This window comes from Sulfitobacter sp. PM12 (assembly GCF_045586035.1).
In the GTDB taxonomy this organism is placed as follows: domain Bacteria; phylum Pseudomonadota; class Alphaproteobacteria; order Rhodobacterales; family Rhodobacteraceae; genus Sulfitobacter; species Sulfitobacter pontiacus.
On record NZ_CP151529.1, the window covers coordinates 2,187,275 to 2,211,645 of the forward strand.

Annotated in this window: 17 protein-coding genes; 5 read left to right on the forward strand and 12 right to left on the reverse strand. The window is 57.4% G+C overall.

From position 1 onward, the window contains the following. Positions 1 to 21: 21 nt before the first annotated feature. Genes AADW22_RS10805 through AADW22_RS10815 form a run of 3 tightly spaced genes read right to left on the reverse strand, consistent with a single transcriptional unit; the run spans position 22 to position 2,071 of the window. On the reverse strand, positions 22 to 687 hold the full coding sequence (locus tag AADW22_RS10805) for an alpha/beta hydrolase (RefSeq protein ID WP_005853810.1): 666 nt from the start codon (positions 685 to 687) through the stop codon (positions 22 to 24). Then, on the reverse strand, positions 684 to 1,316 hold the full coding sequence (locus tag AADW22_RS10810) for a DNA-3-methyladenine glycosylase (RefSeq protein ID WP_289081035.1): 633 nt from the start codon (positions 1,314 to 1,316) through the stop codon (positions 684 to 686). The genes AADW22_RS10805 and AADW22_RS10810 overlap by 4 nt, the downstream gene beginning before the upstream one ends. After that, on the reverse strand, positions 1,313 to 2,071 hold the full coding sequence (locus tag AADW22_RS10815; protein ID WP_407473702.1) for a precorrin-6A/cobalt-precorrin-6A reductase: 759 nt from the start codon (positions 2,069 to 2,071) through the stop codon (positions 1,313 to 1,315). Before AADW22_RS10815 ends, AADW22_RS10810 begins: the two co-directional genes overlap by 4 nt. Positions 2,072 to 2,146: 75 nt before the next feature. Here AADW22_RS10815 and AADW22_RS10820 point away from each other — a divergent pair, with 75 nt between their 5' ends. Continuing rightward, positions 2,147 to 3,370 carry an MFS transporter gene (locus AADW22_RS10820; protein ID WP_009824766.1) on the forward strand — a complete coding sequence of 408 codons (1,224 nt, stop codon included), beginning with the start codon at positions 2,147 to 2,149 and terminating at the stop codon, positions 3,368 to 3,370. Positions 3,371 to 3,372: 2 nt separating this feature from the next. On the opposite strand, the gene AADW22_RS10825 is transcribed toward AADW22_RS10820, so the two are convergent. The 3 genes from AADW22_RS10825 to cysS all read right to left on the reverse strand — a co-directional run bounded on the left by AADW22_RS10825 (position 3,373) and on the right by cysS (position 7,333). Beyond that, the gene (locus AADW22_RS10825) at positions 3,373 to 4,140 is read right to left on the reverse strand and encodes a squalene/phytoene synthase family protein (protein ID WP_407473703.1); all 768 of its coding nucleotides are present in this window, start codon (positions 4,138 to 4,140) and stop codon (positions 3,373 to 3,375) included. Between the two features lie 6 nt (positions 4,141 to 4,146). Continuing rightward, on the reverse strand, positions 4,147 to 5,763 hold the full coding sequence (cimA, locus tag AADW22_RS10830; RefSeq protein WP_407473704.1) for a citramalate synthase: 1,617 nt from the start codon (positions 5,761 to 5,763) through the stop codon (positions 4,147 to 4,149). A gap of 106 nt (positions 5,764 to 5,869) precedes the next feature. Next, complete coding sequence (cysS, locus tag AADW22_RS10835; protein WP_407473705.1) at positions 5,870 to 7,333, reverse strand: cysteine--tRNA ligase; 1,464 nt, start codon at positions 7,331 to 7,333, stop codon at positions 5,870 to 5,872. Positions 7,334 to 7,559: 226 nt separating this feature from the next. Between cysS and AADW22_RS10840 the strand changes: the two genes are divergently transcribed. Further along, complete coding sequence (locus tag AADW22_RS10840; protein ID WP_407473706.1) at positions 7,560 to 8,738, forward strand: pyridoxal phosphate-dependent aminotransferase; 1,179 nt, start codon at positions 7,560 to 7,562, stop codon at positions 8,736 to 8,738. 151 nt (positions 8,739 to 8,889) lie between these two features. On the opposite strand, the gene AADW22_RS10845 is transcribed toward AADW22_RS10840, so the two are convergent. Then, positions 8,890 to 9,495 carry an outer membrane protein gene (locus tag AADW22_RS10845; RefSeq protein WP_407473707.1) on the reverse strand — a complete coding sequence of 202 codons (606 nt, stop codon included), beginning with the start codon at positions 9,493 to 9,495 and terminating at the stop codon, positions 8,890 to 8,892. A 371-nt stretch (positions 9,496 to 9,866) separates the two neighbouring features. On the opposite strand from AADW22_RS10845, the gene AADW22_RS10850 reads away from it, so the two are divergent. Continuing rightward, positions 9,867 to 11,231, forward strand: coding sequence for a phospholipase D-like domain-containing protein (locus AADW22_RS10850; RefSeq protein ID WP_407473708.1), 1,365 nt, complete (start codon positions 9,867 to 9,869; stop codon positions 11,229 to 11,231). Continuing rightward, positions 11,228 to 11,935, forward strand: coding sequence for an endonuclease/exonuclease/phosphatase family protein (locus AADW22_RS10855; protein WP_407473709.1), 708 nt, complete (start codon positions 11,228 to 11,230; stop codon positions 11,933 to 11,935). The genes AADW22_RS10850 and AADW22_RS10855 overlap by 4 nt, the downstream gene beginning before the upstream one ends. A 99-nt stretch (positions 11,936 to 12,034) precedes the next feature. Here AADW22_RS10855 and AADW22_RS10860 read toward each other — a convergent pair whose 3' ends face one another. Further along, positions 12,035 to 15,451 (reverse strand): indolepyruvate ferredoxin oxidoreductase family protein, encoded by a 3,417-nt coding sequence (locus tag AADW22_RS10860; protein ID WP_407473710.1) that lies wholly within the window; start codon positions 15,449 to 15,451, stop codon positions 12,035 to 12,037. Between the two features lie 118 nt (positions 15,452 to 15,569). Between AADW22_RS10860 and AADW22_RS10865 the strand changes: the two genes are divergently transcribed. Further along, positions 15,570 to 16,040 carry an Lrp/AsnC family transcriptional regulator gene (locus AADW22_RS10865; RefSeq protein ID WP_005853822.1) on the forward strand — a complete coding sequence of 157 codons (471 nt, stop codon included), beginning with the start codon at positions 15,570 to 15,572 and terminating at the stop codon, positions 16,038 to 16,040. A 334-nt stretch (positions 16,041 to 16,374) separates the two neighbouring features. Here the strand turns inward: AADW22_RS10865 and AADW22_RS10870 are convergent, their stop codons facing one another. Genes AADW22_RS10870 through AADW22_RS10885 form a run of 4 tightly spaced genes read right to left on the reverse strand, consistent with a single transcriptional unit; the run spans position 16,375 to position 22,096 of the window. Next, on the reverse strand, positions 16,375 to 18,213 hold the full coding sequence (locus tag AADW22_RS10870; RefSeq protein ID WP_407473711.1) for a TniQ family protein: 1,839 nt from the start codon (positions 18,211 to 18,213) through the stop codon (positions 16,375 to 16,377). Beyond that, positions 18,214 to 19,212 carry a TniB family NTP-binding protein gene (locus tag AADW22_RS10875; protein ID WP_074634803.1) on the reverse strand — a complete coding sequence of 333 codons (999 nt, stop codon included), beginning with the start codon at positions 19,210 to 19,212 and terminating at the stop codon, positions 18,214 to 18,216. Continuing rightward, positions 19,212 to 21,425, reverse strand: a complete 2,214-nt coding sequence (locus AADW22_RS10880; RefSeq protein WP_407473712.1) for an integrase — start codon at positions 21,423 to 21,425, stop codon at positions 19,212 to 19,214. The genes AADW22_RS10875 and AADW22_RS10880 overlap by 1 nt, the downstream gene beginning before the upstream one ends. Then, positions 21,422 to 22,096, reverse strand: a complete 675-nt coding sequence (locus AADW22_RS10885; RefSeq protein ID WP_074637682.1) for a hypothetical protein — start codon at positions 22,094 to 22,096, stop codon at positions 21,422 to 21,424. The genes AADW22_RS10880 and AADW22_RS10885 overlap by 4 nt, the downstream gene beginning before the upstream one ends. Positions 22,097 to 24,371 lie beyond the last annotated feature (2,275 nt).

Consider the following 24,371-nt stretch of genomic DNA (forward strand, 5'->3'; position numbering starts at 1 on the left):
ATGCGCCCGCAGGGCATGGGATCAAAGACCCAGTTTGTCGCGCATAAAGGCCAGCGCCACGCTCAGCCCGTCGGGGGCAATTCCGTGGCCTGTACCCTTCATGATATGGGCGAAAACGTCCGTCCATCCGGCCTCTTGCAAGGTTTCGGCGGCCTGCGGCAGGGATTGCGGCGGGACAACATCATCGGCGTCGCCGTGCACCAGCAAGACCGGAGGGCGCACGACCGCTTCGTCTTTCAGGCTCTCGGGCGACAGCAAGCGGCCCGAAAACGCGACAACACCGGCCACAGCATCTTCGCGGCGCGGCGCGACATGCAGCGCCATCATCGTACCTTGGGAAAAGCCAAACAGCACGACCTGTTCGGGCAGCAGATCTTCGTCCACCATCAGCGCATCGAGAAAGGCGTTCAGGTCATCGACCGCCTGCATCATCCCGCGTTCGGCTTCTTCCTCAGAGGAGTTATCGATCCAGGGGATCGGGAACCACTGGAACCCCATGGGCGCACCGGCACAGGCTTCGGGCGCATCGGGGGCCACGAACAGCGTGTCGGGCAGATGTTCCCCCAACGGGTCGGCAAGCCCCAGCAGATCGGCACCATTCGCGCCATAGCCATGCAGGAACACGACGGCAGACCGCGTTTCCCCCGAGACCGGTTCGCGGCGCTCTGCGTTTAGTACTCGTGTCATGAAATCCCTTCCCGTTGTTTTGCCACGCGGTAGTACGAAAACAGGATGCGGGCTGCAACCGATCGCCAGGGCGACCAGTCCTGCGCCATGTCCGCAAGCTGCTTCGGCTTTGGTCGCTGGGGCAGATCAAACAGGATTTTCGCGGCCTCTTGCAAGGCCAGATCGCCCTGCGGCAGGATATCGGCGCGGCCTAGCGAAAACATCGCATAGATCTGCGCCGTCCACAGCCCGACACCGGGCACCGCGGTCAGCGTGTCAATCACCACCGCATCCGGTGCGCCCCTCAAGGCGGTATAGTCGATCCCGGCCTCGGCCAAGGCCAACGCATAGCGGATTTTCTGGCGGCTCAGCCCCGCCGCGCGCAGGCCATCCTCGCCCGCGGTGAGTATCGCCGTCTCATGGGTCAGTCCCGCCGCATCCATCTTGGCACGCATGGCATTTGCCGACGCGACAGAGACTTGCTGGCTGATGATCGCCCCGATCAACGCGTCAAACCCGTCCGCACGCAATCGCAGAGGCAAAGGGCCAGTCGCGGCCAAGGCGGTAGCAAACTGGGGCACATGCGCAGCGAGCCAATCCGCCCCTTCGGCGACATCCGCGTCGCCAGTGATAATCCGTCCGATGCTCATCCGGCTGTGCCCCCCGTTGTCAGCGTCTCGACCCAGCAGATCGCCGCATCCGGCGCGGCGAGAACCTGCGCGCCGACGGGGGCCGCCGGACGGTCGATGGCAATCACCCGCAGACCCATCGCGCACGCTGCGTCCAGTTTGGGGCGGCTTGGCACGCCACCGACGTTGCGCAGAACCAGCGTATCGATCTGCAAGGCGCGAAACAACGCCTCCTCCGCCGCCTGAGTGAAGGGCGGCTGGCCATAGACGGCTTCGGCAAAGGGGGGCAGCTTGGTTCGGGCCTGCGCGTTGGTCTGCCGCAGATAAAGCCGCGCGCCTGCGAAGGGGGCGTAATCCTCCACCGTCCCGCGCCCCGTCGCGGCAAAGACCCGTGCTTGGGGTCGTATCATCCGTGCCGCTGCCGCGACCGACGCGGCCCGTTCAACCGGTGCCGAGATGTCCCACATGGGCCGCAGGACACGCAGATAAGGCAGCCCCAACCGCGCGGTGGCGTCAAAAGCGATCTGCGAAATATCCGCGTCAAACCCGTGTCCTGCGTCCAGCACCGCGGTAAACTCATGGGCGCGCAGGTAAGCTGCCATCTCATCCATGTTGCGCGGCGACCAGATCTCGGATGGTACGGCCAGCGGGCCAAAGCTCCGCTCCGCCCGCCTTAACACCGCCCGTGCACAGACGTCAGACCCCGCCATCGCAGCAGCGATCTCATGCGCTTCGGCGCTGCCAGCGATCAGCAGAATATGGGGGCCCCGGTTCATGGCGCGACCATCGTTGACCCCGCCGCCGGACGCAAGGGCCTTGCAGCCCCCCAAAGCCCGGTCTACGCATTCACCATGACAGTGATTGATGACACCCGCGCCAAGCGCAACGTCGCCGTGCTGGTGACCGCGCAGGCCTTTCTTGGCAGCCAGATGCCGATGTATTTTGTGGTCGGCGGATTGGCAGGGCAACAACTGTCGCCCAACGTCTGCCTCGCGACGCTGCCGATCTCTATGATCGTCTTCGGGTCGATGACCACGGCCCCGTGGCTGTCGACGGTGATGCAACGCTTTGGCCGTCGCGCGGGCTTTGTGGCGGGCGCATTTGGCGGGATGACGGGGGCCGCGCTTTGCGCCTATGCCCTGACGATCCAGAGTTTCATGACCTTCCTGCTGGGCAGCTATCTGATCGGCATCTACATGTGCTCGCAAGGGTTTTTCCGCTTTGCAGCGACGGACACCGCATCTGACGCGTTCCGGCCCAAGGCGATTTCCTATGTCATGGCGGGCGGGCTGATCTCGGCCATCATCGGGCCGCAGCTGGTGGGGTTTCTGACCGGTGCCAACGGTGATGCGACGATGATGCGGTTTTTCCCGGTCTACCTCGCCGCGATTGCGCTGAACGCTGTGGGCATGGTGCTTTTCGCCTTCCTCAACATTCCCAAGCCGCCCGTGCCGGCCGTGGATGCCCCCAAGGGCCGCACCCGGATGGAGCTTTTGAAGACCCCGCGCATCGCCGTCGCTGTGATCTGCGGCATGGTATCCTATGCGCTGATGAACCTTGTCATGACCTCGACGCCGCTGGCGGTTGTGGGCTGCGGCTACGACATCGTCGATGCGTCCCATGTGGTCACAGGCCACGTTCTGGCGATGTATGCGCCATCGTTTTTCACCGGCCACCTGATCGCGAAATTCGGGGTCGAAAAGATCCTCGGCCTTGGCATCGCGATCCTTGCGGGGGCCGGTGTGGTCGCGCTGCAGGGGGTGGAGCTGAACAACTTCTACATCGCATTGATCCTGCTGGGGATCGGCTGGAACTTCGGCTTTATCGGCGCGACATCCATGCTGGCCGGTGCCCATGAACCGCATGAGCGTGGCCGCATGCAAGGTCTGAACGATCTGTTGGTCTTTGGCGGGGTGACCTTTGCGTCCCTGTCAAGCGGCGGGCTGATGAACTGCTCGGGCGGCAACCCTGTCGAAGGCTGGGCCGCCGTCAATATCGCGATGATCCCGTTTCTGGTGCTGGCAGGCGGGTCGCTGATCTGGCTGATGCTGCGGCAACGTAGCGCGCGGGTCTAGCGCTACCAACGTCCCGACAAAGCCCGCCACGACAGGGCGAAATCATTCATCGGCGGCAGTTCTGCGGCGCTGACACGCCCGGGGGCGGCGATGGCCGCGCTCAGCACCTTGTCTGCCGCGCCGACGCTATACATCGCCGGTCGCGCCGCTTTCGAGATTTTGCCACGGTTGGCCCGCGCCTGTCGTAACCGCGCCCGTGCCTTTTGGGCCAGCGCCACAACGCCAGCGTCGGTGCCGTCCAACAAAGGGACGCGCCCCTGCTCTACCAGCTGCGGGATCGCGTGCAGCCAAGCCGCCACCCCCGCCCCATAGGCCGCATCGCGCACCGTGGCCTCTTCCGCTGGTCCCAAAGACCGCGCGGCCACCCACATCAGATGGCCCCCGGTCTGGTCGATATAGGCGTCGAAATGGGCGGCATCTTCAAAGGCGTCGCGGTAGATATCCCACCGCCGCGCGGCGGCCAGCGTGTCCAGCAACACCGCGTCTTCGGGCGAAATTGCCAGTGCAAGGGGCGTCGCAACCTCGTGCCGCCGCACAACGCCACGGTTCGCGATCTCGTCACAGACATCGCGCCACCACTGCAAACGCATCTCCGCGATCATGGTTTCCTGCGTCACCCAGGGCGCGCGCGCCACCTCGATATTAAAGGCATATAGCGGGAACAACACACGGCGTGCGGCCACGGGGGCCGCCATGCTGGCGCGAAAGCGCAGCGGATCGGCACGCTCAATAATTGCCGCGCAGGCGCTTAGATCGGCATCAAATTCCATGGGTTCCTATCCCTTGCGGTCGCGGATCAGCTTCCAGCGGATCGCGTCCAACAGCGCTTCGAAAGACGCATCGACGATGTTGGCCGACACACCTACAGTAGACCAGCGCCGCCCCTGCCCGTCTTCGCTGTCGATGATCACCCGCGTCACCGCCTCTGTGCCACCTTGCGTGATCCGCACCTTGAAATCCACCAGATGCATATCCTCCAGCAGCGCCGAGTACTGCCCCAGATCCTTGACCAGCGCCTTGCTGAGCGCGTTTACCGGCCCGCGGTCGCAGCCTTCGGCATCCATGCTCTCGCTTACCGACAGACGTTTCTCGCCATCCACTTTCACGACGACAACCGCTTCTGACAGGCTGACCATCTGGTCGTATTTGTTTTTGCGCCGCTCGACGGTCACACGATAGCGTTTTACCTCGAAGAGGTCCGGCATCTGCCCCAGAGCTTTACGCGCCAGCAGCTCAAAGCTGGCCTGAGCGGTGTCATAGCTATAGCCTTCGGCCTCGCGCGCCTTCACCTCGTCAAGGATCCGCCCCAAGGCCGGATCCCCCTTGGCGATGGTCAAGCCCGCACTTTCCAGACGCCGGCGCAGGTTTGACTGGCCCGCCTGGTTCGACATGGGGATGATGCGCGTGTTGCCGACCAGCGCGGGGTCGATATGTTCATAGGTGGACGGGTCTTTCAGGATCGCGCTGGCATGCAGCCCCGCCTTATGCGCAAAGGCCGACGACCCGACAAAGGCCGCCTGTTTGGTCGGTACGCGGTTCAAGATCTCGTCCAGCGCACGGCTGATCTGGGTGAGGTTCGCCAGACCATCTAGCGGGATTCCCGTGTCGAACCGGCTGGCATAGGGCTCTTTCAGCAGCAAAATCGGGATCAGCGTGGTCAGGTTGGCATTGCCGCAGCGTTCGCCCAAGCCGTTCAACGTGCCCTGTATCTGCCGCGCGCCCGCATCAATGGCGGCCAGCGAACAGGCGACCGCGTTTTCGGTGTCGTTATGGGTATGGATGCCCAGATGATCGCCGGGGATGCCTGCGGCGATAACCTCGGCCGTGATGCGCCCGACCTCGGCGGGCATGGTGCCGCCATTGGTATCACAAAGCACGATCCACCGCGCGCCCGCCTCATAGGCCGCCTTGATCGCGGTCAGCGCATAATCGGGATTGGCGCGGTAGCCGTCAAAGAAATGCTCCGCATCGAACAGCGCCTCGCGGCCCTGCGCCACCAGATGCGCGATGGATTTCGCGATGTTATCCGTGTTCTCGTCCAACGTAATCCCGAGCGCTGCCGAGACGTGAAAATCATGGGTCTTTCCCACCAAGCAGACCGTCTGCGTGCCCGCATTCATCACCGCCGCCAGCACATCATCGTTCTGCGCCGACATGCCGTTGCGCTTGGTCATACCAAAGGCCGTCATCTTCGCCCGCGTGGTAGGTGCCGCGTCGAAAAAGGCACTATCCGTCGGGTTCGCCCCGGGCCAGCCGCCCTCGATGTAATCCACCCCCAGCGTATCAAGCGCGGTCGCAATCGTGATCTTTTCGGCGGTCGAGAATTGCACCCCTTGGGTCTGCTGCCCGTCGCGCAAAGTCGTGTCATACAGATAAAGGCGTTCGCGGGTCATCGCAGCGATCCCTCCTTCATTTTGCCAGATAAACTCCGGGGAGCGTGAGGGGCTGGCCCCTCACTCCCGCAGGTCACACAAACACCAGCGCTGGACGCGGCGCAGATCACTTTAACACATCCAGTTTGGCAGGGTCGAAGGTGGGACCCGCTATAACTTCGGTTCCCAGCTTGCTTATCCTCACTTCGCACCCCGCTGCCAGCAATGCAGACTTGAGGGCGTCGACATCAGAAAAATCCTTGGTTTTCATAGCCATCTGCCGCAGCTCGTCCAAGCGATTGGCCAGCTCGGTCTCGACCCCAGAGCTACCGCTCCCGAAACTTGTCGTGTAGGCGGCACGTGCTTTCGCATCATCCTCCCGCGATTTATCGCTAAGAAACCCTAGCCATCGCGCATGATCGAGCAGTTTTTGCGGCTGCGCGGTCAGAGCGTTCAAATAGGTCAGCGCGAGATGCGTATTCAGGTCGTCGGCAAGCGCGTCGATCAGTTTCTGATCGGGCTTAAAGGCGGCAGGGTCGCAAGGCTCTAAGTCTCGCGTAAGGTCCATCCACTTCCTCAACGTCTTAGTCGCCTCGTCCCGCTTTTTCTCGGTCCAGTCCATCGGCTTGCGGTAATGCGTGCTGAGCATGACGAAACGGATCACCTCTCCCGGAACGCCTTGATCCAGCAGATCGCGTACGGTGAAGAAGTTACCAAGCGACTTGGACATCTTCTTGCCCTCGACCTGCAGCATCTCGTTATGCAGCCAGTAGCGCGCCATCTCGTCGGTGCCATTGGCGCAGCAGCTTTGGGCGATCTCGTCCTCGTGGTGGGGGAACTGCAGGTCCAGTCCGCCGCCGTGGATGTCAAAGACGTGAGGTGCGCTCTTTGCCTCATCCGACAGACGGTCCTGACGCAGGGGCTCTTTCCACAGCAGCTCGTCCGCCATGGCGGAACATTCGATGTGCCAGCCAGGGCGGCCACGGCCCCAGGGGCTGTCCCAGCCCGGCGTCGCGTCGTCCGACGGCTTCCACAACACGAAGTCCATCGGGTTACGCTTGTAGGGCGCAACCTCGACCCGCGCGCCGGCAATCATATCTTCGATCGACCGGCCCGATAGCGCGCCATAGGCTTTGTAGCTTTCGACAGAGAACAGCACATGCCCCTCGGCGGCATAGGCGTGGCCCTTTGCAATCAGGTCTTCGATCATCGCGACCATCTGCGGAATATAAGCGGTGGCGCGTGGCATGTGGTCGGGCTCAAGCGCGCCGACGGCGGCCATATCGTCCAGAAACCACTGGGTTGTCTCGGCGGTGATCTCGCCAATCGACCGCCCGCTTTGTGCTGCGCGCGCGTTGATCTTGTCATCCACATCCGTGAAGTTGCGCACATAGGTCACATGGGCGTCGCCATAGACATGGCGCAGCAACCGGTTGAGCACGTCAAACACGATCACGGGGCGTGCATTGCCAAGATGGGCGCGGTCGTACACCGTCGGCCCACAGACATACATCCGCACGTTTTTATCATCAATCGGGGTGAAATCCTCGCGTTTGCGGGTTTTCGTGTTGTGCAGCTTGATCGTGGTCATGGCGCGTCCTTACGCAAGGATTGCGCGGGCATGGCACAGAAATCTCGGGAAGAAAACGATGTGAGCAAGCCCGCCGGAAGGTCTTAGCAGGTAATACAGCAAATAATGAGTGGCATCATCTTCATGCCGTCTGCGTAGCCCGACCCGCCACTAGCGGTCAAGCCTGATTGACAAATCAACCATGCTCTGCGCCCCTGCGTCTTCAAGTTACGAGGGAGAAGACGGCATGCAACTATCATCGCGCATCACAGGGCTGCTTGGCGGCGGATCAGACGGCTGGGGCGTTTTCCTGCGCGCCCGCCAGATGATTGAACAGGGTACGCAGGTGACAGAGCTGACGATTGGCGAACATGACATCCGCACCGCCGCACCGATCCTGCAAGATATGCACCGCGCCGCTTTGGCCGGTCACACCGGATATGCGGCCATCCCCGGCACCACGGGTCTGCGCGATGCCGTGGCCGCGCGGTTGCAGGAACGTACCGGCGTGCCGACAACACGCGACAATGTGCTGATCACGCCGGGCGGACAAAGCGCGCTGTTTGCCGCGCATATGGCGACCTGTAACCCCGGCGATACAGCGCTTTATATCGATCCCTATTACGCCACCTACCCCGGCACGATCCGCGGTGTCAGCGCCCTGCCCCATGCGATCGCCGCCCGTGCGGAAGATGCGTTCCAGCCCCGTGCGGACGTGATTGCCGCCGCTGCGAAACAGACCAACGCGGCGTCGCTGTTGGTGAATTCGCCCAACAACCCCACCGGCGTTGTCTATTCCCGCAAGACGCTTGAAGGCATCGCGCAGGTCTGCCGCGATCACGACATGTGGCTGATCTCGGACGAGGTTTACGACACACAAGTCTGGGAGGGCGAGCACCTCTCGCCGCGCGCGTTGGACGGGATGGCGGAGCACACGTTGGTCGTGGGGTCGATGTCGAAAAGCCACGCGATGACCGGGTCGCGCTGCGGCTGGATCGTCGGGCCCGTGGATGCGATCGAGCATCTGACCAATCTGGCGACCCATACGACCTATGGTGTGCCCGGATATATCCAGGACGCGGCGCTGTTCGCGCTGAACCAAGGTACCGGTTTCGAGACAGAGATCGCTGCCCCCTTCCAGCGCCGCCGTCTGCTGGCGCAGGATATTCTTGCGCGACAGAACGCCGTCAGCCTCGTGCCCGCCCAAGGCGCGATGTATCTGATGCTGGATGTGCGCAGCACCGGCATGAGCGGCGAGGATTTCGCCTATGCGCTGCTGGAAAAACACCACATCGCGGTGATGCCCGGCGAAAGCTTCGGGACGGCAGCGGCAGGCCATATCCGCGTCGCGATGACCATCCAGGACACGCGCTTTGCCCAAGCGCTGGCGACAGTATGCGACTTCGCGGAGGGCCTCGCCGCCTGACGAAAGCGTCGCGCGACCACAGCTACCAACAGACGAAAAAGGCCGGAGGATGATCCTCCGGCCTTTTTGACTGGCACATTATTATTTCCTGCCGAGAGCACCGTTATGCGACGCCCTCGGCAGATACACCGCCAGTTTTCAGCGTGTCAGCTTAGAAGCGGTAGGAACCACGGATGTTGAATGTGATTACGTCCGCGTCGTCACCGGAAACACCGTTTACGTCGTCAAACTTGTGCTCAAGCAGTTCTGCGCCAACGCTGTATTGCTCGGTGATTTTGTAATCCATGCCGATACCATAGAAGGCACCGTCTTCGTCACCCAAGGATGTGTCGGCACGAGCGTAACCGCCGGTTGCATAGATCAGAGTGTTGCCCAGATCGTAACCACCTTTGATTTTCGCACGAGCAACGGAGTCGATGGAAGCGTCTGCGCCCAGCCCGTCTTCCAGGTCGATGTCTGTTTTGTCGTAGTCTAGCTCACCGCCCAATACGAAGCGACCGAAGTCGTAGTTGTAACCAGCGTGGAAACCGTAGGACCCGTTGTCACCTTCCAGACCGTTGTCGACCTCAGCGTCGGAATAACCCAGTTGCAGACCGGTGTAGAAGCCTGTCCAGTCGCCACCCAGGTCGGGTGCAGGAACAGGTGCGGTCATCACGGGCTCAACCACTGGCTCTGCCAGGCTGCCGGCGTATGTTGCGCCAGCGAATGCTGTGGATGCCAGAACGGCTGCGGATGCAAGTTTCATAGTGCGTTTCATAATCGTAACTCCTCGATCAGTTTGTACCGGAGCGGGCGCTTCCCGCTTCATCGACACAACACGGCAGCTAAGATCTGGTTTCGGGATTTCCCAATCACGGGTTGGTGATCGGAAAATTGTTGCTCAAATGCACGGCGTCTCGGCGGCCCGTCGCCGCTATTAACCCTTTTTACCAAGGCCAAAACGCAGTTCCGCGGAGATGCGCCAAAATCACCCGAAATTAAATTTTCAAGAAGATGGAACAATCTGCCCGCAGGCTGCAGCAGGAATCCCGCGAAAATGGTGCAAAAAGTGGCGTTTACCCCCCTATGTGCTAGGTAGCGATGCGGCGCGGATGACAGCATGTCCGGCATAATCGAGGCGAAACGAGTATGATCGAATTCTTCATTACCCATATAGAGGTCGTTGGCGTCATCCTTTTGACCCTCGGCGTGGCCTTCATCCTGCTTCAGCAGCGCCGCAGCCCACAATCAACTGCCGCCTGGATCCTGTTTCTGGTGGTGATGCCCTATGTCGCCGCGCCCTTGTTCCTGGCGCTCGGCTTTCGCAAACAGGGTAAACGCTACGAGCCAATCATCTTTACCCAGAAAGAAGACCCGCAAACGCCCGTGCATGCGCTGGACGAGATGTTCCAGAGCTTCAACCTGCCCCCCGCGCTGGAAGCACAGCGACTGAACCTGCATGACACACCCCAAACCGCCTATGCCGCCGCGATGGAGGTGATCGAGAGCGCGACACAGACGATTGATGTGCTGTTCTATATCGTCTCGGACGATGACACCGGCAATCACGTGGTTGACGCCCTGACCGAAAAAGCCCGTAGCGGCGTCAAGGTGCGCCTGCTGATGGACCGGCTTGGCACTCTGCGCGGGCCCTCCAAGGCGGTCAAGGCGCTGCGCAAGGCCGGCGGCGAGGTGCTGTTCTTTTCGCCGATCCTGCAACTGCCCAGCAGTGGCCACCTGAACCTGCGCAACCATCGCAAGATGATCATCGCCGATCATGCCCGTGTCTTTTCAGGCGGGATGAACATTGGCGAACACTATATGTCAGACCACCCGCACAGCGATCATTGGGTTGATCTGGCCTTCACCCTTGAAGGGCAATCGGTACAGACCTTCTGCGATGTCTTCCGCTCGGACTGGGAAGTCGCCTGTGGTGAGGACGTGGACCATATCACAACGCCTGCCCCCACCACCGCGGGCAATGCGACGGTGCAGCTGATCCCCTCGGGCCCTGATATTATCGAAGACCCGCTGCACGACGGGATTATCCGCGCGCTGCATCTGGCGAAAACCCGTATCTGGATCGCCACCCCCTATTTCGTCCCGACCGAGCCGCTGGCCAATGCGTTGCGCATCGCGGCGCTGCGCGGGGTGGATGTGCGTATTCTGGTGCCGCAGAAGTCGAACCAGCATATCGCGGACTTCGCGCGTGGCGGCTATCTGCGCGATGCGCATACCGCGGGGGCCAAGGTCAAATACTTTGAACCTGCGATGATCCACGCGAAAGCCGCGCTGATTGATGATGTGGGGCTTGTGGGCACGGCAAATTTCGACGTGCGCAGTATGCTTTTGAACTTTGAGGCGATGTTGTTCGTTTATGATGCACGCAGCGTGTCAACCCTGTCGGACTGGTTCACGGCCCGCGAGGCCGACTGCCACGAGGATATGCCAAGCCCGCATTTGCCCCGCCGTCTGGCCGAGGGCGTCTTTCGCATAGGAGCACCGATCTTGTGACCCAAGCCCCCCTTCGCATCGCCAGCTATAACATGCGCAAGGCCATGGGCACTGACCGCAAACGCGATCCCGCCCGCATCCTGCGCGTGATCCAGACGCTCGCGGCGGATATCGTCGTGCTGCAAGAGGCCGACATGCGCCTTGGCCCCCGCCCCTCGGCGCTGCCCATAGATCAGGTGACGGCGCAGACCGGTTTGATCGCCGTGCCTGTCCCCAGTGAGGTCAGCATCGGCTGGCATGGCAACGCCGTGTTGCTGCGCCCCGAGGCAGAGCTGATCGAGGTCAAACACCTGAACCTGCCGGGGATGGAGCCGCGCGGTGCGATGGTGGTGGATTTCGACCTGTGCGATGTCCCGCTGCGCATCATCGCCACCCATCTGGGGCTGATGCGCCGGTCGCGGCGCGCTCAACTTTCCGCGCTCATTGCCCATCTGGATGCGCAGTCCAAACGGCCGACGTTGATCGCGGGCGATATGAATGAATGGTCGCTGAACGTCGGGCTTGGGCGTCTGGCGCATCACTTTGACATCTATGCACCGGGTAAAAGCTATCACGCGCGCCTGCCTTTGGCCGCACTGGATCGCATCGCGGTGGATGACGCGCTGCATGTGATTGACGGTGGCGTCTGCGAGACTGACGATGCGCGCCGCGCCTCGGACCACCTGCCCATCTGGCTGGATTTCGCGCGTTCTACCGATCAGTAAAGCGCGCGACGTCAGTTAAATTATCAGATGAGACTGCCAACATAACCCACTGATAATTGTAATACAAACGCCACACTTAAACCAGTTTCTGAAGTGCCGTCAGAGCAATTTCCGCAGCCGCGCCTCCTCTGCGCGCGCCTGTTCGATAGCGGCGTGTTTCACCGGCCCATAGCCCCGAATATCCATCGGCAGCGCCAGCAGATTCTGCACCGTCTCGACCGTTGCCTCGCCGGTCTTGGCGGGCAGCTCTGCCAGCAAGGCTTCGTACCAGCGGATCAAAGCCACTTCTTCGCGACGTTCCTGAGTGTAGGAAAACACATCCAGCGTCGTGCCCCGTAGCGGACGCAGCCTCGACAGTGCGGTCAATACCGGCGTGAACCATGCACCGAACGCGCGCTTGACGGGCCGCCCCCGCGCGTCCTTGCGCAAAGACACGATCGGCGGAGCCATGTGGTAGTTGATCTTGAACCCCGGCTCGAACTCCTGCGCCAACATTTCGGCAAAGGCAGGATCGCGGTGCAGCCGCGCGACCTCGTATTCATCCTTGAACGCCATCAGTTTGAACAGGGCCTTGGCCGCAACCTCCGTCAGCGCGTCGGCATGGGCGGCGGGTAAGGTGGCGCTGAACTGTTCAAGCCGGTCGCGGTAGCGCTGCGCGTAGCTGTCGTTTTGATAGGCCCGCAACCGGTCGGCCCGGTCCGCGATCAACGCGGCGCTGTCCAAGACTGGCTGTTCGCTCGACGGCAGGGCCAGCGCGTCAGGCGTTTCGGCCATCACGCGGCCCAGATCAAAGGCGCGATGATTCTTGTCTATGGCCACGCCATTCAGCACGACCGCCTGCCGCAGCGCGCCGTGGGACACGGGCACCAGCCCTTTCTGCCACGCGAAGCCCAGCATGATCATATTGGCAAAAACCGTATCGCCCAGAAACCGTTCTGCCATCGCATTGGCATCGAAACCGGCAAGGTTTTCACCCCCCACGGTATCACGGATCACACTCTCGCGCTGGTCAGTGTGCAGCTGCGCGTCACGGTGCAATACCAGATCGCCCGTGGGCATTTCGGCGAGGTTCAGCACCACCTTGGTCGCGGGCCCATAGTAGACCGACGCCTGCGCGGCAGAGGAAACAACGATATCGCAGCCAATCACCGCATCAGCCGCCCCGTGATCAATGCGCACCTGATGGATCGCATCAGGACGCGCCCCGATCCGGATAAAGCTAAGCACCGTGCCGAACTTCTGCGCGAAGCCGGTGAAATCCAGCACGCTGGCCCCCTTGCCCTCCAGATGCGCGGCCATGGTGATCAGCGCGCCGACCGTGATCACGCCGGTGCCGCCCACGCCTGTGACCAACAGATCAAAGGGCGCATCAAGGCTGGGCAGTTCGGGACGCGAGATTCCCGCCAGCAGCGCGTCCACGTCGACCTCTGCCCCGGTTTTCTTGCGCCGCACCGCCCCTTCAAGGGTGACGAAGCTGGGGCAGAACCCGTTCAGACACGAGAAATCCTTATTGCAGCTAGACAGGTTGATCTTGCGCTTGCGGCCCAGATCCGTCTCTAGCGGTTCGATGCTCAGACAGTTGCTTTCAAGCGAGCAATCGCCGCAGCCCTCGCATACAGCGGGGTTGATGAAGGCAAAGCGTTTGGGGTCCTCCATCTGCCCGCGCTTGCGGCGGCGGCGTTTCTCGGTGGCGCAGGTCTGTTCGTAGATCAGCACCGACACGCCTTTGACCTCGCGCAGTTCGCGCTGCACGGTGTCCATCTCTTCACGCGGGTGAAAGCTGGTGCCTTGGGGAAAATCGCCGCGGTCGAATTTGTCGATCACATCCGACACCAAGGCGATGCGCTGGACCCCTTCGGCACGACAGGCCTGCGCGATTCCGGTCACGCTGATCGGCCCGTCCACCGGTTGCCCCCCGGTCATCGCCACCGCGTCGTTATAGAGGATCTTATAGGTGATATTCGTCCCCGCCGCGACAGCCTGCCGAATGGCGAGCGACCCTGAATGGTACCACGTGCCCTCGCCCAAATTCTGGAACAGGTGTTTGCCGCCGTTGAACTTGGAAGCCACCACATGCGGCACACCCTCGCCGCCCATCTGCGCATAGCCACCGGTTTCGCGGTCCATCCACCCCGCCATGACGTGGCAACCGATGCCCGATGCGGCTTGCGACCCCTCGGGCAGCTTGGTCGAGGTGTTATGCGGGCAGCCCGAACAGAAATATGGCGTGCGTTTTGCCCCCGGCACATTCAGCAGGACAGGAGGCTTTTCCGTCAGCGCGCGCGCTTTTTGCGGCAGGTTTTCATCAGGGAAGAACGCGTCCAACCGCTCGGCCACCACGGGCACCAGCGCCAGCGGGCTTAACTCGCCGGTCCAGGGCAGCAGCGGATCACCTGCCGCGCGGTGTTTGCCGACCATGCGACCGGGTTTGTGCCCCGGCCAGTCGTAGAAATATTCCTTCAGCTGGCTTTCGATGATGCCGCGCTTTTCCTCGATCACCAGCACTTCTTCCGTGTCGGCAACAAAGGCCAGCGCATCACGCCGCGCCAGGGGCCAGACCATACCGACTTTGTAGATATCGATGCCAAGACGGCGGCAGGCGGCTTCGTCCAGACCCAGCAGACGCAGCGCCTCCATCAGATCCAGATGGCCCTTGCCGGTGGTGACGATGCCAAAGGTGGCATTGTCCAGATTATAGATACGCCTGTCGATCGGGTTGGCCTCGACAAAGGCTTCGACGGCGCTGAGCTTATGCTGCAACCGGGTCTCGATCTCGGGGCTTGGCATGTCCGAGCGGCGCACATGCAGCCCGCCGGGCGGTGGCGTGATCTGGGGCAGCGTAAACGCGCGGTCAGGCTGCAACGCCACCGATTGCCCGCTTTCCACCGTCTCGGAAATCGCTTTGAACCCGACCCATGTGCCGGAAAAGCGGCTTAGCGCGAGCCCATAGGCCCCGAATTCAAGAAACTCTCCGACATTCGCGGGATTCAGCGTCGGCATCATCCAGGTCATAAAGGCGACATCCGATTGATGCGGCATGGACGACGACACACAGCCGTGATCATCCCCCGCCACAACCAGCACGCCCCCCTTGGGCGAAGAGCCATAGGCGTTGCCGTGGCGTAGCGCGTCCCCCGACCGGTCCACCCCCGGCCCCTTACCATACCACATGGAGAATACGCCCTCGACCTCGCAATGGGGATCGAGCACAGCCTGCTGCGCCCCCAGAACCGCTGTGGCCCCAAGGTCTTCGTTCACCGCGGGCATAAAGGTGATGTTGTTGTCCTTGGTCACATCCCGTGCGCGCCACAGCTCAAGATCCACCGCGCCCAAGGGCGACCCGCGATACCCCGAGATAAACCCCGCGGTGTTCAGCCCCTGCTGCTTATCGCGCCGCGCCTGATCCAACATGATCCGCACCAGCGCTTGGGTGCCGGTCAGAAACACCGTTCCTTCTGTGCGCGCGTAGCGGTCGGATAAGGCATAGGGGTAAAAATCGTGGGTTTCTTTGGTCATGATGGCAATCCTTGGCTGTCTTGACCATCAAACCACGTTTCCGTGAAATATCTGCCCCGTCTTGCGCGTACACGCGGAATAAACGAATATTTTATTCAGCAGATAGGGGATCGATGAAATGTCTGACCAAATGCGCTTTGACGACCGCGACCGCAAGATACTGGAGCTGTTGCAGCGTGACTGCCGCATCTCGAACGCCGATCTGGCAGAGCGGGCCGGCATGTCCGCCTCCGCCTGCTGGCGACGGGTGAAAGCGTTCGAGGACGCCGGCGTGATCGAACGCTACCGCGCGGATGTGTCCCCGACCAAGGCGGGCAACAGCTTTCAGGCGCTGGTGCAGGTGCAGCTTGCGCGTCACAATCAGGAAAAGCTGGCCGAGTTCATCAAAGCCATCGCGCACCGCGCCGAGGTGCTGGAATGCTATGCCACCACCGGACAGGCCGACTACCAAATGCGCGTCCTCTGCCGCGACATCGCCGCCTATAATCGCTTTCTCGAAGACTTCCTGTTCCGCCTCCCCGCCGTCGAAAGCGCGCAAACCAACGTGGTCCTGCGCGAGATCAAACGGAATACGAGCATTCCGATGTAGCCCCCAAACGAAGAAAGGGTGCCCGATGGGGCACCCTGAGTTTCGCCTGACCTTGCTCATCGTTCACCGCTCGTTTGTTTTATGCCTGCGGCAAGGCCAGCGTCAGGGGCAAGCGCACCTGCCCCATGTAGAAAGCCCCGACCGCAAGTGAAACGCCAACCAATTGAAGCCCATAGCAAGAAGTTAAGGCCTTATTTTTAATGAATCTTTTTCGACCCACAACCAAAAACGGCGGTTTAAGTGTACTTTTGCAAACCAATTATCGCCCACTGAAAACTGTGTTGAACAAAAAAAACCGCCCCAGAGGGCGGCTAAATCGTTTAAAGTTCGAGGTTTAGATATCTGCGATCCTGTAGAATTCCGCGTTTGCATCCGCAGGATTCCAAACTGGAAAAACCCCTCTCGCTTGTAAGTTGGTTCGTAGTCGATTTGGATCCCCACCCCAGTAGCCTTCAATCGAAGATAACTTTCGATAGCGCTCTTTGAAACGTGTCACACTATCTCGGTCGATAAGATTACGCATGACCCCCATGTGACGGACGCGACCACTGACATTTAATGGCGTCTGGCCTTTACCCTCTTCAGCAATTAACAAAAATTCGACCGTTTCAGCGCTCACACCGAGAGCCTTAGATGTCGCTGAAACGGTCATACCGCCCTCGCCCGTTCTCGCGCCGAGCTTGTAGGCAACTTCCTGAACGCTGACTAATACGGAGTTGAACTTCAGTTTTTCAGAAAGCAACTCGACATGTTCAAGCTGGCCTTGCAGCACCAGCGAAAGCACTTCCATCGATGAAACATTGAGTGCCTTTGCAACGTGGCCGATATCATTCATGCCTTTGCTTGGCACTCGAATTTCGTCCCCAAACCGCCGCATTTCAACAATGAGCTGGTCAAGGTCGTCGACATCGACACCTTTATAGCGCGCTGTACGGTTTTCACCGTCTTCAACGACAGTTCTTAAGAAGCCTTTTTCCAGTAGCAAAGCGACCTGAGGCCGCGTGCAGCCGATGCGCTCTGGAATCTTGGCGACTGGAATTGCGCGCTTCAACTTGGCAATAAGTTCTTCTGCTGGCTCCGCCTCAACAGTTCTCCGACTATCTGCTTGATATACATCTTTGGGCAACATACCCGACTGTGACAAAATATTGGCTACGGTTTTCGGGTGTACCCCCATTGATGTGGCTAGGGAGGCAACGGTATGCCGCCTTCGTTTTTCAACAACCCGTCCAAATAGTACAGCTCCGGGTTTGATCGGATAATGATCTAGGATAAATTCGCTTAGAGTATCCAAAATTGGGCCAACCGGCTTATCCGACTTTCTGAACTGCACCCATTGATAAAGCCTCCCAAATGTCCCTTGTGGTCCACATTTAACCGCGCCCTTTTGAGGCTTCGTGTATAGATACTCTAAGGCTTGCCGAATGCCCGCGTCACCATTTGAAGTAAACTCAAATCCGACCTGACCGGCTCGGTCCCAGTCGTCATCAGTCAGTTCTGGGAGTGACGCATGGGGACCATATTCAACACATACTCCCAACATTTCAGTCGCTTTACACGCAAGGTCGATCTGTTGGGCGTCCAACCATGACGGCCCAGTGGCACCAGCAAAACGCGCAGTGACGTATTCTTGGAGAGCGGATGGTTTACGCTTTATTGAGTTACGCCAAAGCTCTTCCAAAGCTTTATGATCAGGTGTGTGTGCCCATACATTCAGTTCAAGGCCGACCCCACTTTGGCGAGGCTTCCTATATAATGCCACACCGTGGTGTTCGCACGTTCTGATCGCGCTAAAGGCCCATTTGCTACGCCCAATACCAATGGGCATACCTCCCGGGCGTCCTGAAATATCAGACAACAGACACGCTGGGCAGAAGGTAACTTGGCTTCGCAGCAAAAATTCCTTGAAAAAGACCTCACCATTATATCGATAGAGGCGATCCGAAACATGCTGAAAACTTTTGGATGCCAGCTCATCCGCAGGCATACCACAGATAGGCGATAGCCGGTCACAAATCTCGCGGCGACCCAAATTCAAATCTTGCTGCCTTAACCCGATAAATCTGAGGAAGTTGTCGAGTGATAACCCGAAATGTAAATGTCCAAAACGGTGCAACCAGGAAATCAAGCTCTCACCTGGCTCGGGAAGTAAGCATGGCTTCAACAAGTCCATTCAGCGTCTCCCGACCTGACGGGTTTGCCGCTTGGTCCGCTCTGCTTCGAAATTTTCTGCATCCGTATCAAGCTCAATCGCGGCCCAATCAGTAGCGGCAAAGACGTTTTGCTCCCAGTCACATCCCTCCTGCATCCCCCAAGCTGTTGCGAAATGCTCCCATGTCAGAACTCGAGTTCCCTCCTCCAACGCGCTTTCGATAGCATTGATAACCGTTTCAATTGCTCGACCAAAACGGTGTCGGCTTGCGTGGATCAAGCGAAGTGCCAATGTGTCATCGACCTCAGGTTTTAGCCCGACCTCCGCACAATACTCTTCGATCATACTATAGAGCGGCCCCTCATCCACTCCCTGACATAAGGGCTTTGGTACGACCTTGGTTAGCCGCCGGTTCACTTGTTCATCAAAACGCGTGATTTCCGCCAGGCGTTGAGTGCCACTGAGAATGGGGATTACGGCGGAGTCATTCTGCATCAACGATTTCAACATTTTCAGCATATCGTCGATTTCACGCGCAGAACCGGAGAGAAACATGTCGTGTGCTTCATCAAACCAGAGAACAACGATACCTAAAAGAGCGAGCCTGTGTCGGACGACCCCCCAGATTTCCCAGGCAGATGCTCTCGGTGATACGTCTACTAAACCTGTAGCTTTTAGGACCTCCCGACCGAGACTCTTCAGAGTAGCCGGGCTAGGAACTTGGATTCGCAGGAACTTCGGCGGGTCGCCTGCCGAAGTCGGTTTTAATACAGGGTGTGTTGATAGCACTCGATCCACAGCAGTCGTTTTGCCCGAACCCGAGCCTTCGATAAGGGCAATGCCGCGAGTTTCAAGGTTGCCTGTAAACCGCATCGGTTCAGCAATAAGGCTCCCTTCGTCGTCATGTTTTAAGAGCCGGTTTAGCTGCCGCAGAATTTCTTCGTCGCGCTCAGTAGAAATGTGATGACCCCGGAGTGTGGCGAGAGATTTTCTCCAGCTATGTTTTGCTACGCGGCCCATTATTGATCTCCCTTTTCGATTTTCCAGCTTTTCTTCATGGTCGTTTCTGGTTTCGCCGGAGCAGGACGTGTTGATTTCGTAGGTGTAGCCTCAAGCCGGGCTTCTGAAGGTTGCAATGTTCGGCCGAACTGGCTCGAAGCACTTGTGGTAGGAGCTTCTGTTCCAGCAATATTGAAACCGCAGAAAAGAGCTTCTTCAGCAGACGCAATGCGCTCTGAATTCCAAGGCTGTGTAATTAAACCGAACTCCAGAGTGCGTTCGCCATTCATATTTTGAATGGCACTAATAGCGTTGCACACGACATCGTCGCGCCATTTAAGCTTCGCGGGGTCGCTTGTCTTCAAGCTGCGCCGCGCTGTGAGCCATTGCTGCGCATGCACCCCATCGAAAATACCAAGCACAGCCTGTACCTGATGCCACTCATCACCCAAGCGAACTTCGACGGCACCGATATCATTGGCCAGCCATCGTACATTCAAATCCTGCTTACCAAATTTGTTGTACCAATTCGAAAGCATCTCCGAGTGGTATTTGACACCGAGAACTGTCACACCGTATTTATCCAGCTGCCGTTCAACTGTTGTACCAAAAGCGAGCCGGTCATTGCGTACGGATGGGCTTGCTTTCAACGGATAGTTGCCAACTTTCATGTCATCTTCCCATTGTTCGAGCGGTGTTTTACCTCCCAAGCCCGAGTGTGGCGTATTATGGTAAATATCTACAATCCACCGGACAAGGGCGAAACAAAGGTCCTCAGGCTTCAGACAGGCTCGTGCCTCTGCAGGATGACTTCCTTTTTCCAGTACGGACGAGAACGTTCGGCCGTTCAACCGAGGCAAAAGGCCCATCGACGCTGTTCGGAAAAGGCGTTCTACGGTTCCCCTCATACTTGGCAATCCAGCAATTGAACGTTCATGAGTGATGCCCAAGTCGCTACACGCGGCCAAGAAATTCAATGCTTTGAAGGCTGATCCATTATCGGTCACCAGCGTCTCTGGTGTAGCAGCCATATGCCATCCCGAAACAGCGCCGACGGCATCCGCCCAATCGCCTTTGTCGGAGGTCGTCATGCGGAGACAGTCAAGAGCTGCGCAGGAAGTCGGATTAAGGGTCAATTTCATACCCAAAACGCAGCGTGTCCGACAATCGATAGATGCCGTGATCCACCAGCGTCCCGATTTATCGTCGAGACCTAAACGTTGAAGCTCTTCCATCGTAAAGAGCGACTTGAGCCCTGAACCGGCCAGAATGGTGATCAAATCGATATTCCACTCATCCATCTCTACTCGTTCATATGGACGATAGACCTGCAACCCAGAGCTAACCGGTTTAAACATCTTTACTGCCTCTTCGTGCCCTTTCCTCTTCAAAACCACTTGGAACTTATCAATACTGCCGATTGCGTTGCGAACAGCTTGGCGAGAAGGAACTCGATGCGGTGTCAAGCCTTGAGCTTTGCGTTTCAGGTTCTCGTTGTGGAATGCTACTTTGACGTCGTCTGCCGTAGTCTTTTGGGATGGCCGGTTCAGCGATAGATAGCTTTCGTAAACAGTGCGCATCAGTAGCTCCTTCTCCTCGGCACTGAAGTAGCTTGTCCGGTTCCCTCGATTTGCAACGGAGTCGGCCAAACCTGTCATTCCGAAATCGTTGAACAAAGCGAGCCATTTTCGAAGCGTTCGCGGATGCACAGGCGCTACCGACGGTGTGACGCACCCGCCACGAGGTTTTCGACGCAAACCATCGCGAATTTCGTTTTCGCGCAAAATTGTTTCAGGGCTTGGAGCCTCCTCTAACAAGAACGCTTGTGCGCGCCGACAAATTTCGGGCATATTCTCTTCAATCGAAGCATCATTCACTGACACAAGCGCTTCATCCCGCATTTCCACCAAAGCTGAAACCAAAGCGTGCCTTACATGAAGCCGCTTACGTTGTTTGACGGAAAGATGCGACATTTGAGTGCTAACGCCTGTAGGACGATGCGCCGCCACATCAGAGTTATAGAAATCAGGCTCATGCAAAATCTGTTTGCTAGCGTTCAAGCGAGAAAGAAGGCCAAAATCAAATGTTTCTGAGATGCCTGATCCGTCTGCATCCATCAAGACATAGCCATTTCGTGTTTGATGCGCCAAGCGCAAAGCACGCCCTCGGATCGTGATCTTGTCGTGAGGCTTGATGTGAAAACGGCCAAAGTAGGTTTCAGAGTAGCTGGTCATTGTACGACCTCCATTTTGTTTACGAGAGTTTTGGGGTTGATAATTTCATGGTTCACAGGACGGAGATGATGATCCCGAACTAAACGGAGCAGAGCACGGTAGCCCTTCTCGTTTAGACCGGTCCTGACGGTTAGATCCCGAAGCGAAAGAGCTCCCGAAAGTTCAGATACGGTCTTCAAGGCAATGCGATCTGCTTCGGAATCAAGTTCGCGAACAGCCGCTAACTGCCTAGCGTTATTTTCGCTGATTGGATCGATGTCCCTCTCAGTGACCAACCTGACCTCGTCACAGAATCCGGCATCAAGCGCATGACGTGTAACGTCCTGCATTTCTGCAAGAAATTTGCCGGAGAGAAGACGGACCTCAGGTTTGACGGTAAAGGCAATCTTGCGGCCATCGACGAAAACCGCGATAATGTCGAAGTAGTGTTTTTTGTGACTTGCACCCTCGCACCATTCGAAGAGCACCTGCTCTTTGATTTGCGCGACACCTGGCAAGTCATTCACCACAAACAAGGTACGCAGTTCGAGATGGGACTCCGCCTGAAATCGACGGCCGTTGTCACTTCCTAAAATGACATGAGCCGTACAGTGGCCTTTGGAGGCCTTCGCAATAGATCGATCTGCCTGCGAAGCGGCAGGTAGTCGAATACCGGCTGTATTGGTATACATTTTTCTTCCCCACACTTGACCAGGTGACAGCCCAAATCAGGGCAAATACACCAAGTCGATTTCGAATATGACGTGTGAAAGGCGGCTTAACCGCCGTATCAGACGACTATTCGCGTGAGGGAATTGCTACGACGATAACTTTGGGTAATTGAAATTCCAACAAAGCTACAGTGCGCTTCGCTAACTCCAATAAAATAAGGATAGGATTTCATGATGAAGATTCCGATACCAATTGAACACTAAGTTAGGGATTCAAGGTAACGCTCAATCAAGGTAGCAATCGTTAGCCAAACAGATGATCGAGAGCCCTTTAAAGGCCCCATATCTGGGTAAGTGCAATATGATCAGCTACATTCTTCATACGTATATTTAAAAACAACTTTTTTGGAAGCGCAAGACCAAAAATGGAAAAAATTGATTTTGCTAAGATATCATCAAATTTTGGTGGTCGGCAGAGGTGTAGAACCAACCTATTCATTCTTGCAGTCAAGTTGACTCAAAAAATTGATTTTGAAGAAAAATTCCCAAAAATGGTCATAACTCACATCAAACTTAGCGAGAGAATCAGCTGAGAAACCGACATCGATATGAGGTGATTCGGTGGAAATGAAGCAGATATTGGATACGAAATTACCAATTTAGGGCACTAACGGTTTAAGGATAGCGAAATCAGAAAAGGTTTCGCTATCGTTTAATTTCCCCGCATCCAATTCTTTTACAATTCATTGCATGATCCGGACAGAGGATTAGGCGTAGCCTAATCCTCTGAAATTATAATTCTGAATTTCAGCCTATCCATGGATAAGCTATCCTTATCAGATACTTATTGACTCAACCTCTTCCAAATCCCACAATTTACCCATCAGCGGATTGTCAGTTTTGATAGTCTGGAATTTGGGATTGGAAGTGGAGGATACAATGACGTTTGCGAACGAGATGAACGAAAGCTCAGATCAGCGCGTTCTAGAGTGCGGCCCAGGTTACACAAGGAACCCGTGCACTGGTCCGAGAGCCAACTGGGTAATGCCTGCTGAAATCTATCGCGATGGCGTTCTGCGAAATTGGACTTATGCCAGCATCGCATTTTTGTACTTTCTGATGAAGAAATATCTTCAATCCATAAGATAAAATCCGCTATTGAAATAGTTGATAGATGCAAACAATCGAATACATCCAGTTTATAATTGGCTGGAGAAAAACAGCCCCACCATTTTAAATGAATGAAACTATCTTGAACAAATTTTCCAAACGCATTGCGCGATTTCCCTCAGCGAGCTTTTACGCCTAACGTGAAAACACAGCCCAAGAATTCAGTTAGTACGCCCGAAGGAGCCCCCCCATAAACTATTGCTTGTAAATTTCGCTCAATTCCATGTCAGACTATTGGCACTATGTAGTTCGAAAGCCCCCCACTACTCGGGCTCGCCTACCAATACGCCCTCTACCACCTCGTCGAGCACCTCTTGTCTACATTGATCCTGATTATGGCATAGTCGACGGGGAGATCAGGCCTGGATCGTGAAACTGGGATCACCTTAATCTTGGCCACCGAATTTTGCGTGATTACGTTACAAATCAACGAAGTATAAATGATCTCATGCTCACTAGGTACCAGTTGACGGAACAGCTCAACTCACAATTGTCGCGGTAGAAGCTTGACGGCGCAGATTATCTCGATCTATCAGTGAAGGATGACCTATAGATTCCACATAACTCTGAGCGCTCGAATACCGTTTTGATTTTCAAACGGATTTTCGGGAGTGCCATGGTGGGACGCGGGATTTATACACCCTTCAGCAGTAGATGACTGTGTAGTCGACGGTTCAAATCCGTCCATTCCTACCAACCGTTTGGTTGGTAGGGTAACCGAACGAACAAAATTTCGGCCCCATTTAAAACTGATGCGACTGTTCTCGCCCTTATTACAGATCTCATGTCACTGATGACCGCTTCCGGTCACCTGAGACCTTGAGTAAAGTATGTCTGCTACGATAAAGCTGCGTATGGTGTCGAATTCTGATCAGCGTTGACCACGCAATTTGTAGCTCCATCAGCTAGGCTATGGTTACTTCAGCGTTATTTGCACCCATCCACAGTTCTCAGCATTGCACTCAAGGGTGTAATTTCCAGCGGCTTGCGAGCAGATAGAGCACATCGCACGACCTCTTACGGTCGCTTCCAATGCCTTCTACGCCCTACCACTTACCGGACTGTCCGGCAACAAGAGCACGAACAGCGACGCTGGCGAATTGCCCTTGGTCAATCATACCAGTCT

Coding starts and splice junctions, on each gene's coding strand:
- AADW22_RS10845 (WP_407473707.1), bottom strand. CDS start 9,495: ATGAAACGCACTATGAAACTTGCATCCGCAGCCGTTCTGGCATCCACA.
- AADW22_RS10885 (WP_074637682.1), bottom strand. CDS start 22,096: ATGTATACCAATACAGCCGGTATTCGACTACCTGCCGCTTCGCAGGCA.
- AADW22_RS10870 (WP_407473711.1), bottom strand. CDS start 18,213: ATGGACTTGTTGAAGCCATGCTTACTTCCCGAGCCAGGTGAGAGCTTG.
- AADW22_RS10850 (WP_407473708.1), top strand. CDS start 9,867: ATGATCGAATTCTTCATTACCCATATAGAGGTCGTTGGCGTCATCCTT.
- AADW22_RS10810 (WP_289081035.1), bottom strand. CDS start 1,316: ATGAGCATCGGACGGATTATCACTGGCGACGCGGATGTCGCCGAAGGG.
- cimA (WP_407473704.1), bottom strand. CDS start 5,763: ATGACCCGCGAACGCCTTTATCTGTATGACACGACTTTGCGCGACGGG.
- AADW22_RS10820 (WP_009824766.1), top strand. CDS start 2,147: ATGACAGTGATTGATGACACCCGCGCCAAGCGCAACGTCGCCGTGCTG.
- AADW22_RS10815 (WP_407473702.1), bottom strand. CDS start 2,071: ATGAACCGGGGCCCCCATATTCTGCTGATCGCTGGCAGCGCCGAAGCG.
- AADW22_RS10860 (WP_407473710.1), bottom strand. CDS start 15,451: ATGACCAAAGAAACCCACGATTTTTACCCCTATGCCTTATCCGACCGC.
- AADW22_RS10880 (WP_407473712.1), bottom strand. CDS start 21,425: ATGACCAGCTACTCTGAAACCTACTTTGGCCGTTTTCACATCAAGCCT.
- AADW22_RS10840 (WP_407473706.1), top strand. CDS start 7,560: ATGCAACTATCATCGCGCATCACAGGGCTGCTTGGCGGCGGATCAGAC.
- cysS (WP_407473705.1), bottom strand. CDS start 7,333: ATGACCACGATCAAGCTGCACAACACGAAAACCCGCAAACGCGAGGAT.
- AADW22_RS10865 (WP_005853822.1), top strand. CDS start 15,570: ATGTCTGACCAAATGCGCTTTGACGACCGCGACCGCAAGATACTGGAG.
- AADW22_RS10825 (WP_407473703.1), bottom strand. CDS start 4,140: ATGGAATTTGATGCCGATCTAAGCGCCTGCGCGGCAATTATTGAGCGT.
- AADW22_RS10805 (WP_005853810.1), bottom strand. CDS start 687: ATGACACGAGTACTAAACGCAGAGCGCCGCGAACCGGTCTCGGGGGAA.
- AADW22_RS10875 (WP_074634803.1), bottom strand. CDS start 19,212: ATGGGCCGCGTAGCAAAACATAGCTGGAGAAAATCTCTCGCCACACTC.